Source organism: Clostridium perfringens (assembly GCF_016027375.1).
Lineage (GTDB): Bacteria > Bacillota > Clostridia > Clostridiales > Clostridiaceae > Sarcina > Sarcina perfringens.
Genome location: NZ_CP065681.1, coordinates 1,703,564 through 1,715,914, shown reverse-complemented (window position 1 = coordinate 1,715,914; position 12,351 = coordinate 1,703,564). Strand labels below are relative to the sequence as shown.

The following is a 12,351-nucleotide window of genomic DNA, read 5'->3' as shown; positions in this document are numbered from 1 at the left end:
ATATGAGTATGTATTTTTTTTATTTATTCTTACAACAACCAGATCCATTTGAACATCCACATCCATTTTTAGAACACCCTCCTTGGCATCCTCCCTTTGAAGAACATCCTCCACAGGTTCCATTTGCTTTTTTAGGACATCCTCCTCTACTTCCACAGCAACTTTTTTTAAAGCCTAACTCTTCTAACTCTTCTTCACTTAAGTATTTCAGTGGAAATTCATTTTCACCAAAGCTTTCATACTCTGGAGTATCCTTAATTTCATTTCTATCTATATTTAACAAAATTATCACCTCATTATTTTTATAAATACAAATTTAATAAATTATTATTTTGTATTATTACCTATTAATATAACATACTAAATAAGCTTTAACTACTTAAATTAAAATTTTAATTTTTTATAATTTTTAGCATTTTTTCATTATTTATGATAAAATTTATTTATAAAACATTTACATTATGAGGAGGTACATTATGAGTATTCATATAGGTGCAAAAGAAGGTCAAATAGCCGAAACAATTTTATTACCAGGAGATCCTTTAAGAGCTAAATTTATAGCTGAAACTTTTTTAGAAAATCCAGTTTGTTACAATGAAGTTAGAGGAATGTTAGGATATACAGGAACATATAAAGGAAAAAAAATATCAGTTCAAGGTACTGGTATGGGGGTTCCTTCAATTTCTATTTACGTTAATGAACTTATAAGAGATTATGGAGTTAAAAATTTAATAAGAGTAGGTACTGCTGGCGGTATGCAAGAAGATATAAAAGTTAGAGATTTAGTTTTAGCAATGTCATCTCATACTGATTCTGCAATAAATAAAGTTAGATTTAACGGTTTAGATTTTGCTCCAACAGCATCATTTAAACTTTTAAAGGCCGCTTACGATACTGCCGTTGAAAAAGGATATTCTCCTAAGGTTGGTAGCGTATTCACAGCTGATAGCTTCTATAATGATAATCCTGAAGCATGGAAACAATGGGCTAAATTTGGTACTTTAGCTGTTGAAATGGAAACTGCAGCTTTATATACCTTAGCAGCTAAGTATGGTGTTAATGCCTTAACAATACTTACTATAAGTGATCATTTAATTACTGCTGAGGAAACTACTAGTGAGGAGCGTCAAACTACCTTCACAAAGATGATGGAAGTTGCTCTTGATGCTGCTATAACTTTATAAAATAAAAGAGCTTTATCAAAATAACTTTTGATAAAGCTCCTTTTTATTTATTAATTACTCTTCTTCTAATCCTGGTAATGAAAAGTCTTGTACATTATAAACTATCCATTTTCCATTTTCATACTTCATATTTGTGAAAAAGTTTTTTTCCATTGATTCACTTTTAACATCTATTCCTAATATTTTCTTTTTTATCTTATAAGAAACATTAACTACAATACTAGCTTCATAAACACCATGATTTCGTTCTATTGAACTATTTTCCATCTTAATTTTAAGATCGCTTATATCATAGTCATTCTTTAAAAGAAAATATTTTTGACTTAATGTATTATATATATTATCCTTAACTTCATCCTTAGCATTTCTTATATCATTTTTATCCTCTGAATTTAAAGCCTGAAATACGCTACTATAAAATTCCTTTACAACTTTTTCAACATCTTCTTTTATGATTGTATCTTTTAAATCTAATTCTATATTTATTTCTGGATGATCTTCTATATAAAACTTTTGGCTATCTATCTCTCCCCAAGGAGTGTTGCATTTTATAGTTAAGTAAGTTGAACCATCCTTTGGGAAAGGACCAACATCCTTAAAATCTTTTACCTTTATACCCGAGTCCTCTCCATTTATATATACATTACTATCATCAAAACTACTCTTAACTGTGACTAAGGTTCCATTTAAAGGTATGTCTATCTTATTATTATCCATGAAAACAATATTTTTTTCTTCTACTAAATTAGAATTATATGCTTTCTTTTCAATCTTAAGATCATAGACTCCTGGTATTAAGTTAGGTATTTCTAAAGTTCTACTAGTATTAGTTGTACCTATAAAATTACCATTTAAATACACACTAGCTTCCGGGAAATTAGATGCCACAATAAGTTTCTTTTTTTGTATTACAACATACCATTTTTCTCCCCAAAAACTTTTTTTAGACTCCAATTTTGTAGAGTATATCTCATCCCCATTTTCTAAAGAAGAAACTAACTTATTAATTCTACTTTTATCCGCTTTAAAAAAATCAATATATGGTATTAACTCCTCTTTTGTTATTCCAGAATTTTTATTTCCATCTTCTATTAAGTTCATTAAAGCTCTTTCATTTCCTTTGCTTAAGGAATTAGATAATTGTTCAATTACATCTCTCTTTTTACTACTAACATTACCATATAGAAATACTATAATTAAGGCTAAAGCAATAACACAAATTATTATTACCTTAGGATCCTTTTCTTTTATAATTTTATCCTTTACTCTTTTATAAAAGCTATAAATGTTATGACCTACCCCTGTAATACTCTCTCTCAATTTATCCATATGTTAAAACTTACTCCTCTAGTAAATTTATAATCCATTTATTACATTCTGTACATTTATAAACTTGTATTCCAAAAGGATATAGCATTTCATCTTTAAATCTATTATAATCACTTCTTAACTCTTTTAATGAATAAAATTCATCATCTTCAGTTAAAGCCCCAACTAATTCACATATATAATTTTCTTTAGTTTTAAAACAGCAATCATTCTCATCTGTACACTCTATTTTCTCTAATTTTAATTCTTCTTGAAAATCTTGTAATATAGGTATTATATCTTGAAATTCACTTATATCATCTTGAAAATCCCCTGCCAAAAAATCTACTCCACTTATAGTAAATAATTTATCCATTTAATCACCTCTAATTTCCTAATTAAAATTTGCTAACTAATTCTAGTATTACATAAATTAATTAATTTTACTAACTTATTTTAGCATAATAAATATTATTGTAAATAACTTATTGTTAACAATAGTAAAAATAGCCCCTAAATGAGCTATTTATTAATATTTAGATCTAAAATTAAAGTTTATTTATTCTATTATAGATAAAAATTCCTCTTCATTTATTATCTTAATATCGAAATTTTCTTTTATTAAATTTTCTGCTTTTTTTAATTTAATACTCTTTTCATTTTCTTTTAATTTATTTAAATCTCTAATTCCTGTAATTAAGTAATTTGTCTTTTTACTTACAGAACTTGAGACAAAACCACCACACCTTATTACATTTCCTATGGCTTCTCCTCTAGACATAGAACTTAAAGGCCCTGTAAAAACTACATTTTTACATTTTAAAGATATTTCTCCCTCTTTCTTCTTTTCTTTAAGTCTTAAATTACTTGAATATTTGCATTCTCCCTTTCTTCCAGAAGACTTATATCCATTTTCATAAACAGCACCTATTCTTATGGCAAGCTTATCTGAAAGCTCTTCAACTGATTCTATATCTAAATCTTTGCATATATTAAGTAATATGTTAGCACAAGCCCTTGCATCTTCCCCTGCATGGTGATGAGAAAATTCAAATCCTAAAGCTTCACTTACAGTTCCTAATTTATGATTTGGTAATGATTTATAATAATTCTTTGCCATAACTACTGTACAGGCATATTCAAAGTCTGGATAAGGTATATCATAAAAATCTAAAGTTTTTCTAAGAACGCTAATATCAAAAGCTGCATTATGAGCTATTACTAAATTTCCATCTATGTAATCCTTTATTTCTTCCCATATTTCATTAAAAGTTCTCTCATTTTCAACATCCTCTGGTCTAATTCCATGTATCCATATATTCATGGGCTGAAATCTCATTTCACAAGGCTTTATTAAAAAATATTTTTCTTCAACAATTTTATTATCCTTAACAACAGTCAATCCAATAGAACACGCACTATTTCTTTTCTCATTAGCAGTTTCAAAGTCTATTGCAACAAAATCCATTTATGTCTTTCTCCCTTTCTATGTAACAATAAACAATATTATATCACATTTTATTTTATTATTTTAATTTATTTAAATGTAATTCAAAATAAAAAGACCTTACTGTAGAAATAAAATATTTCAAATACAATAAGGTCTAAAATTATTTTTTAAGTTGTATTTATAGATTAAAATTCATATTTACAATTAAATCTCTAAAAATAAACTTACTTTTTAATAAAAGAATTTTAAAATCAAATTTAAAATCTATTTAATTACACTTTTAATATTATTAAATAGGTCTTTATTTTCTTTTATCTTTTCTTCATTGCCTAGTACACAGATGTAGTCTTCCTTCATTAAATCTTTAATCATAGGTGCAAAACTCTTAATTTTTTCTACATCTGCATTTATGATTTCTTCTCTTTCCTTTTGAAGATCTTCATAAGTAAAGTTACTTAAGTAGTATGAAACTGCTATATCACCTTTTATTCCATTGCTTATAGGTTGATCATATTTTCTTATTGTACCTATGATGTATTTAGTCATTTCTCTTTCGTCAGCTTCAAAATCATTTAAATACTTAGGTATATTATCATAAGCTTCTAAAGTGCTTTTTATATTAGGATCTCTATATGAAACTATATATGCTCCGCCATCTCTTCTAAAGTTAGAGAACACTCCATAAGCTCCACCTTTAACCCTTACGGCATTCCATAAGTAGTCAAATCCTAGAATACTTTCTAATAAAGATAGTGCACCAGAATACTTATATCCATGAGTTTTATAATTTCCACCCTTAGCTACATATTGTACATTTCCTTGAGTTAAAAGCCCTTCATTTTTCTTTCCTAACTCAAAATTATATTCTTCTTTTTCAAAATCATTATTATTTGTTTTGCTTATTAAATATTTTACTTTTTCCTTAAAGTTTTCATATTCCTCTTCTTTTCCTGAATAACTTATAAGCATATTTCCCTTATTAAAGATTAAGTCTCTCACCTTTTTTAAGCTATCTGATATCTTTGATTTTTTATCTTCCTTCTCTATATTTACTAGAAAATCATAATAATCTAATCCACTTATTTTTTCATCATAAGCTCCTCTATTTGTAGAGTATGATAAAACTTTTTTCATAGCTATTCTATGACCACTATCGAATATAGCACCTTCTAATCTAGCTCTCTTTTCTCTAATTATTTGCATAATTCTGTCCATATCATCTAAGTCAGTGTGATTTACAATCTCATCAACTAATTCTATAGCTTTATTAGTCTTGCTGCTTAATGCTTTATATGAAATTTCTAAATATGGTCTAAACTCATTATTTTTCTTTAGATTAGCAAAAGTTATAGCTCCAAAACTTATTCCACCTGTACTTATATTTATGGCATTTGATAACTTAGAATAATCATAATTTTCTGTTCCACACTTACCTAATATATCGCATAGTAATCCAACATAAGGTATTAAATCTTCAGGAACACTATTTGTATTAAAGAAGAAATTAACATAGTCTATTTTATTAGTATGGAAATCATGGTGTAATGTTGTAATTCCATCTATCTCTTTCTCTTCTGTAGGAATTTTAGTTGCTTCTTTATCTATATCCTCTAAAGATAACATAGGAATACTTTCTAAATCTTCTTTTTTATCAGGTGTACTTTGTCTTTCTTTTAACTTTTTACAATTATCAATTATTTCATTTAAAGTCTTTTCATCAAAACTATTTTTAATCTCTTCTAACTTTTTCTTTAATTCAGCTGACTTTTTCTCATTTATTCCTTTTTCAGGATGAAGAGAAACAAGTGAAGAGTGAGTATTATTTATCATATATTTTTCTATTAAATCTTCAAAGTAATTGCTTGTTAAAGCAGATTTTATTTTTTCAAGATTTTTTTCATATTCTAAATGAACATATGGATCCCCATCATAAAGCCAACTATCCATAACTTTTAAATAATAAATTAATCCATTAGGATAAGAACCATAATCTCCTTCTCTTAATTCAAATTCAACTCTATTTATGGAAGCTTCTATAAGTTCTTTATCTATTCCATTTTCAACTAAATCCTTTAAAGTATCCATTACTACTTTTTTAAATTCTTCTTCTTTGTTTAGCTCTGCATTCTTAACTAAAACAGTAAAGGCTGATTGTTTAGTTGAGTTATCAAAGTCTCCTGATACAGCTTTCCCTATACCTGCATCTATTAATGCTTTCTTTAATGGTGCTGCTGTGCTTCTTGTTAGAAGATATGCTAAAACATCAAAAGCTAAGCCTTTTTCTCCGTCTGTGGCATCTCCAATTACAAAGTTTAAACTATAATAACTTTTATGATTTAAATCTTCACTTTCAGCTATTCCATAAGTAAAACTTTCTTCTTTCATACTTTCAAAGGATTTTTGTTCTTTTATTTCTGAATCTATCTCTTTATATTCAAAATTCTTTAAATACTCTTCATTTATAAATTCTAATTCTTTTTCAGTATCTCCATTACCATATAAGAAAATATATGAGTTCGATGGATGATAATATTTCTTATGAAATTCCACAAACTCTTCATAAGTTAAATTTGGTATTTCATCAGGATCTCCTCCTGAAGATAAGGCATAACAAGTATCTGGGTATATTGTTTGAGGAATCTTTCTATAAAGTATAGAATCTGGAGATGAGTATGCCCCTTTCATCTCATTATAAACAACACCATTATACTTTAATTCATCTTCCTTATTTTCTATATAATAATGCCATCCCTCTTGCATGAATATTTCCTTATGCTTATATATATTTGGATATAATACAGCATCTAAGTAAACATCCATAAGATTCATAAAGTCTTTTTCATTTCTTGATGCTACTGGATATATTGTTTTATCTGGATATGTCATAGCATTTAAGAATGTATTTAAAGACCCTTTTAAAAGCTCTACAAAGGGTTCCTTAGTATTAAATTTTCTAGAACCACATAAAACTGAATGCTCTAAAATATGAGGAACTCCTGTACTATTTTCAGGTGGTGTTCTAAATCCTATTGCAAAGCACTTATTGTCATCTTCACTTAGGATTTTTATAAGTTTAGCCTTAGTTTTTTCATGCTCAAACCTTAAACCTACTCCACCTATTTCATTTAAATTTTCTATGTTTAAAAGTTTAAATCCACTATAAATATTATTCTCTTTAAAATTCATTTTTCACACTCCTATGGAAAGGTATTTTGTTAATATGTTTATTTTAATAATTGTACCATAATTACCCTATATTAAAAAGTTTGCTGTTATAGATTAAAATTTATCCCTTTAGATAAATTTAGTTTTTTAAATAATATATTCTAAAAATAAAGATTATCCTAGTTTATTTATTTCCAAATAGCTTTTAATTTATTTAAATTTCTTCCTATATTTTGTTTAAGAGAATGTTAATTTCTAAATAAAAAAGAAATGATATAACTAAATCTATATCATTTCTCTTTTAGCTTAAGATTATTCCTTATGGTTAATTAATTTTATTAAATTTACTAATATTTCTTTTTAAAATATTAAACTAAAAATTATGTATATAATTTTTATAGTATTCCAAAATATCTAGCAATAACATATAAAATTATTGCTCCACCACCTAAAAAACTAACCTTTGCATTTCTTTGATTATTAGCCATAACTTTTTCAAATATTCCTCTAGCTATAAGCAAAGCTCCAGCTGCCACACCAACCCATTGATTTGTTGTAAACCATTCCGGATTAAGGTATGTATAAAAGTATCCGATTACAAGTGGGAAAATAAAACATCCAAAAATACTTCTTATAAATGGAATTTTTCCTTTTACTAATTTCATCTTATGTAATTCTCCTTTACTCTCTTATTACATATTAATTTTATCAACATTTTTAAAAATTTAAAAGCATATATCTCTTATTAAGTTAATATTTACTTTTATTTATTATTTTTTTTAGTTATTCATCATATACATTATTGAATTATGTATTAAAAATAGGAGGAGCTTAATGAAAAGAAAACCAAAAATATTATTAGTGACTTCTTTATCCCTAATAGTATTATTAACCTTATCCATATATGTATCCTTAAACAAAAAGAAAACTTCAGCATTTTCAGAAGCCATAAATTTATTAAAAGAACCTGACAAAAAAGAAGATGATGAATTAAAGGGAAAATTTGAAGAAGTACTTCAAGACTTATTTAAAAATAGAAATATAGCCATATTAAACAATGATTTAGAGGAATTAAAGAAATTTTATGATTTAGAAAAAAAGCCTAGTCTTTGGGCCTATGAAAGTGAAAGTAAAAAAGTTAAGTATTTAAACAACTGGTCTCAAAAACAAGGAGTTGTATTTAATGAAATAAAATCAAAAACTGAAATAAGAAAGGCTAGAGAAAGAGAAAAGGACTTATACGGAATAATATGTGTTGTTTCAAGTGAATTTACATATTATTATCTTAATGATCCTCTTAAAACTAATACCTTTAGATTAGGTACTTATCACTATTTAAATTTAAAAGATGAGGGAGATAGGTATATTATCACTAAGGAATGGTACACTGATCCTTTTGCTGATTCTCTAGATTTAAATAATATAAAATCTGATGAAATTAAATCCTATATTTTAAATAGTTCTAGTCCATCTTATTCACCTGATGAAAGAACACAGAAAGCTATAGATTATGCACATACCTATTGTGGAGCAGCTGCAGATGATGAACTTGGTTTTAACTATAATAAAAAATACACAGACTTTAACCCTCAAGGAGGAGACTGTGCAAACTTCGCCTCTCAAATTCTTTTTGAAGGTGGTGGATTTAAGAAAAATTCAACATGGAACTATTCTGATGGTGAAGGTTCTAAGGCTTGGGTAAATGCTCAAGCATTTAAAAATTACATGGTTAATAGTGGACGTGCTTCCTATATTGCTAAGGGTAAATATTCCGAAATATATAAAGCGGCCTATAACTTAAGACCTGGTGATTTTGTAGCTTATGAAAAAAATGGACGAATAACTCACATTTCAACAGTTACAGGATTAGATAGTAAAGGTTATCCCCTAGTAACTTGTCACAACACAGATAGACTTCTTGTTCCTTTTGATTTAGGTTGGAGCAATGACAATATACGCTTTCATCTAGTAGATGTTTATTATTGATTTAAATATAAAAATGATATGTATTAAAGTTTTAATACATATCATTTTTAACTATAGTTCTACTCTATATTTTTCTAAGGACTTAACTATTAAATCAGCTATTTTCTGTTGATATAACTTATCTCCTAATAAAGCGTCATCTTCCCAATTGCTCATAAATCCCATCTCTAAAATTATTACAGGTCTTTGTGACCAGTTAAATCCAGTCATATCTTTTCTTTCAAAAACGCCGTTAACTTTTACTCCACCCTCTTTTAAAGTTTCACTTAAAATTTCTCCATATTTCTTACTTTCTTCATATATACCTTTTAACTCCTTTGTTTCAGAGGAAGGAATTAAAATTGAGGCTCCTCTTTTTCCTGAATTATTTGACCCATCACAGTGAAGTTTTATTGAAATATCTGCCTTTGATGTATTTCCTATTTCTGCCCTTTCTCTATTGCTTAAGGTAACCTGGTTTTTCTCCCTTGTCATAACTACTTTATAGCCCTCTCTATTTAAAAGCTCTTTTAAGATCATAGCTACTTCTAAGTTTATTTCATACTCCTTATTTTTTGTACCAACTCCCGCTGTCCCTGAAGATACTCTAGGCTTTTTTTCATTAGACCAAGGTGCTATAGGTTCAAGCTTCTTATCTCCTTTTTCTTGATGCCCTGCATCAATACATATAGTAACCTCTTCTTTTTCTTTTCCTAAAACTTTCTCTCCCAGTAAAGTAGTACTAACTAAATTTACTAAAAGAAAAATTCCTAATAAAAATATAAATCTCTTTTTCATAATAAAAATCCTTTCTAGTATTTAAATAATAAATAGTATTTCTCTAAATACTAAAAAATATTATTCACTAGTTTTACATATAAATTTTTCATGTTATAATTTTAAAGTCTTAAATTATGTCTAATAAAGAATTTAATATAAATTAAAGGAGATACATATGAAAAAAGTTAATTTTAAGGGAAGTGTAATGTTAAATCCTACTCCAGTAGTTCTTGTTACTTCTAAAAATAAAGAAGATAAAGTAAATGCTTTTACTGTTGGTTGGGTTAGCACAGTTTGCACTAAACCTCCAATGATCGCCATGGGAATAAGACCGGAAAGATTATCCCATGAATATATAAAAGAAAGCAAGGAATGTGTTATAAACTTACCATGTAGAGATATGGTTAAATTTGTTGATTTTTGCGGTGTTAAATCTGGAAGAAAAGTTGATAAAATTAAACACTTTGGATATGCCCTTGATAAAGGAATAGCTGTAAGTACTCCTTCTATTGAAAAAGCACCTGTAGCTTTAGAATGTAAGCTTAAATCCATAACACCTTTAGGTACACACGACATGTTTTTATTTGAGGTTCTTAATGTAAAAGTTGATGAAAGTCTTATAGATGAAAAAGGAAAGATTCATTTTAATAAGGCTAATTTATTAGCATATAGTCATGGAGAATATTTTGGTCTTAATTCTAAACCACTAGGTTCTTTTGGTTATTCAATTAAGAAAAAGAAAAAATCAAGATAATATTCCTAACTAAATATAAAAAAGACACTAAGAAAATTTATTTTTACAAATTCTCCTCGTGTCTTTTTTTAATTCTTATATAATAAAATCTTTATAAAGTTTATTATTATATTTTCATATGTATAATTAAATTTCTTCTTTAGCAGAGGTTAAGAATTGAATTTCTTCTAAGACAGAGCTTGCTCTGCTCTCATCTACCATAACCACTAAATAATCTCCACTTTGTATTTCAATAGATCCCTTAGGAATTATTTCGTTATTTCCTCTTTTTATTGCAACTAAAAGAGCTGTTTCTGGCCAATTAACATCCTTTATTTCTTTTCCTTCTGCTTCACTACCAAGTTCTACTCCAACCTCTAGTAGAGTTTTATTATTAGAAGGTTCTTCTACTTCTGAACCAACCTTTTCTATCCATCTTTCTAATAAAGATTCATATATTGGTTCACTTTTTAGTAAGTCAGATGTTACATAGGAAATTATTACAACTACAGATAAAGCTAGCATATGTTCAAAAGAACCAGTCATCTCTGTAATAAGTATTATACCTGTAATAGGTGCCTTTACTATTGAAGCAAAGTTACCTGCCATAGCTAATATTATAAAATCTATTATATATTGATTTGGAACTCCAAATGCATTACAACTTACTATTCCAACTATATTTCCTACTACTGCACCTAAAAGTAATAGTGGGAAGAATATACCACCTGGTGTACCTGCACCAAAACTTATAATAGTTAATAAAAATTTAACTAAAAGCACAGCTAAAAGAAGCTTTATTGGAAAGCTCTTAGTTGCTAAATCCATTATAAGTTCATGTCCACCACCTAGTATTATTGGTGCGAAAATACCTAATATACCTGTTAATAAGAAAGGAATCATTACCTTAACTTCTACAGGAACATTTTTAAACTTTCCATATAAACTTTGTACTTTTAAAATTCCCTTTGAGAATATTGCACCACCTATACCTAAAATTACTCCTAATATTATTAATACCCAGTAATACTTTAAAGGTAATACAGGAACATTTTCTATTCCTAAACTAGGATTCATTCCTAAAAATTGTTTTGAAACAAAATCAGATACTAAGGATGCTGCCATTGCAGAAACTAAAACTAAAGGTGAGAAACTCTTATGTACCTCTTCTAGGGCAAATATTACCCCTGATAAAGGTGCATTAAATGCTGCTGCTAAACCAGCTGAAGCACCTGAGGTTATTAAATATTTTTTCTCTATATTTATTCTTTTTAAACCATTACTAAATCCTTCTCCTACAGCGGCTCCCATTTGTACTGATGGACCTTCTCTACCTAAAGACAATCCAGCTCCTAAGGAAATTACTCCTCCTAAGAACTTATAAATTAAAATCTTTAGCCAATTCATTTTAAGTTTACCAATTAATTCTCCTTCAACTTGAGGAATACCACTTCCTGAAATCATAGGTTCTCTTCTAACCATAAATCCAACAAGTGCTCCTAAAATAGCTAATATAACTAAAACTATAATCATATTAGTTATACTTAATGCTGCCCATGCATAAAGCTTTTTAAAAAGTGGAAATAAGTAATTAACAATAATTCTATTTAGCACTAAAACTAAAGAACATAAAAGTCCTATGGCAGCACCTTCTAGAACTAATTTAAATCTTAAATCCTTTCTATGTGACAGTACTTTTTTCGTACTCTCATTACTCAAAGATTTCCCCTCCTTACACTTAACATTTTATTAACATATTTATTATA

Annotated in this window: 11 protein-coding genes; 3 read left to right on the top strand and 8 right to left on the bottom strand. The window is 27.6% G+C overall.

Going from position 1 to position 12,351, the window contains the following annotated elements; translation table 11 throughout:
- Nucleotides 1–19: 19 nt before the first annotated feature.
- On the bottom strand, nt 20–292 hold the full coding sequence (locus I6G60_RS08345; RefSeq protein WP_011590828.1) for a hypothetical protein: 273 nt from the start codon (nt 290–292) through the stop codon (nt 20–22).
- 184 nt (nt 293–476) lie between these two features.
- Between I6G60_RS08345 and deoD the strand changes: the two genes are divergently transcribed.
- The gene (gene deoD, locus I6G60_RS08340) at nt 477–1,184 is read left to right on the top strand and encodes a purine-nucleoside phosphorylase (RefSeq protein WP_003470332.1); all 708 of its coding nucleotides are present in this window, start codon (nt 477–479) and stop codon (nt 1,182–1,184) included.
- A 54-nt stretch (nt 1,185–1,238) separates the two neighbouring features.
- On the opposite strand, the gene I6G60_RS08335 is transcribed toward deoD, so the two are convergent.
- The 5 genes from I6G60_RS08335 to I6G60_RS08315 all read right to left on the bottom strand — a co-directional run bounded on the left by I6G60_RS08335 (nt 1,239) and on the right by I6G60_RS08315 (nt 7,772).
- On the bottom strand, nt 1,239–2,513 hold the full coding sequence (locus tag I6G60_RS08335) for a zinc ribbon domain-containing protein (RefSeq protein ID WP_003457229.1): 1,275 nt from the start codon (nt 2,511–2,513) through the stop codon (nt 1,239–1,241).
- 10 nt (nt 2,514–2,523) lie between these two features.
- Entirely contained in the window at nt 2,524–2,868 is a 345-nt protein-coding gene (locus I6G60_RS08330) for a hypothetical protein (RefSeq protein WP_003457196.1), read from the bottom strand.
- 183 nt (nt 2,869–3,051) lie between these two features.
- On the bottom strand, nt 3,052–3,960 hold the full coding sequence (locus tag I6G60_RS08325) for an exonuclease domain-containing protein (protein WP_003457170.1): 909 nt from the start codon (nt 3,958–3,960) through the stop codon (nt 3,052–3,054).
- A 246-nt stretch (nt 3,961–4,206) separates the two neighbouring features.
- Nucleotides 4,207–7,128, bottom strand: a complete 2,922-nt coding sequence (locus I6G60_RS08320; protein WP_011590829.1) for an insulinase family protein — start codon at nt 7,126–7,128, stop codon at nt 4,207–4,209.
- A gap of 374 nt (nt 7,129–7,502) precedes the next feature.
- The gene (locus I6G60_RS08315; protein ID WP_003454555.1) at nt 7,503–7,772 is read right to left on the bottom strand and encodes a hypothetical protein; all 270 of its coding nucleotides are present in this window, start codon (nt 7,770–7,772) and stop codon (nt 7,503–7,505) included.
- A 169-nt stretch (nt 7,773–7,941) separates the two neighbouring features.
- Here I6G60_RS08315 and I6G60_RS08310 point away from each other — a divergent pair, with 169 nt between their 5' ends.
- Nucleotides 7,942–9,093, top strand: a complete 1,152-nt coding sequence (locus I6G60_RS08310) for an amidase domain-containing protein (protein ID WP_003457302.1) — start codon at nt 7,942–7,944, stop codon at nt 9,091–9,093.
- Between the two features lie 51 nt (nt 9,094–9,144).
- Here the strand turns inward: I6G60_RS08310 and I6G60_RS08305 are convergent, their stop codons facing one another.
- Entirely contained in the window at nt 9,145–9,870 is a 726-nt protein-coding gene (locus I6G60_RS08305) for an N-acetylmuramoyl-L-alanine amidase (protein WP_003457250.1), read from the bottom strand.
- A gap of 157 nt (nt 9,871–10,027) precedes the next feature.
- On the opposite strand from I6G60_RS08305, the gene I6G60_RS08300 reads away from it, so the two are divergent.
- Nucleotides 10,028–10,606: a flavin reductase family protein gene (locus I6G60_RS08300; RefSeq protein WP_003457263.1), complete on the top strand. Its 579-nt coding sequence runs from the start codon at nt 10,028–10,030 to the stop codon at nt 10,604–10,606.
- Nucleotides 10,607–10,732: 126 nt separating this feature from the next.
- On the opposite strand, the gene I6G60_RS08295 is transcribed toward I6G60_RS08300, so the two are convergent.
- Nucleotides 10,733–12,304: a ClC family H(+)/Cl(-) exchange transporter gene (locus tag I6G60_RS08295; RefSeq protein WP_003475779.1), complete on the bottom strand. Its 1,572-nt coding sequence runs from the start codon at nt 12,302–12,304 to the stop codon at nt 10,733–10,735.
- Nucleotides 12,305–12,351 lie beyond the last annotated feature (47 nt).

Excerpts from the sequence above, each read along its gene's own strand:
- deoD (WP_003470332.1), top strand. The coding sequence starts at position 477 with ATGAGTATTCATATAGGTGCAAAAGAAGGTCAAATAGCCGAAACAATT.
- I6G60_RS08335 (WP_003457229.1), bottom strand. The coding sequence starts at position 2,513 with ATGGATAAATTGAGAGAGAGTATTACAGGGGTAGGTCATAACATTTAT.
- I6G60_RS08330 (WP_003457196.1), bottom strand. The coding sequence starts at position 2,868 with ATGGATAAATTATTTACTATAAGTGGAGTAGATTTTTTGGCAGGGGAT.
- I6G60_RS08325 (WP_003457170.1), bottom strand. The coding sequence starts at position 3,960 with ATGGATTTTGTTGCAATAGACTTTGAAACTGCTAATGAGAAAAGAAAT.
- I6G60_RS08320 (WP_011590829.1), bottom strand. The coding sequence starts at position 7,128 with ATGAATTTTAAAGAGAATAATATTTATAGTGGATTTAAACTTTTAAAC.
- I6G60_RS08315 (WP_003454555.1), bottom strand. The coding sequence starts at position 7,772 with ATGAAATTAGTAAAAGGAAAAATTCCATTTATAAGAAGTATTTTTGGA.
- I6G60_RS08310 (WP_003457302.1), top strand. The coding sequence starts at position 7,942 with ATGAAAAGAAAACCAAAAATATTATTAGTGACTTCTTTATCCCTAATA.
- I6G60_RS08305 (WP_003457250.1), bottom strand. The coding sequence starts at position 9,870 with ATGAAAAAGAGATTTATATTTTTATTAGGAATTTTTCTTTTAGTAAAT.
- I6G60_RS08300 (WP_003457263.1), top strand. The coding sequence starts at position 10,028 with ATGAAAAAAGTTAATTTTAAGGGAAGTGTAATGTTAAATCCTACTCCA.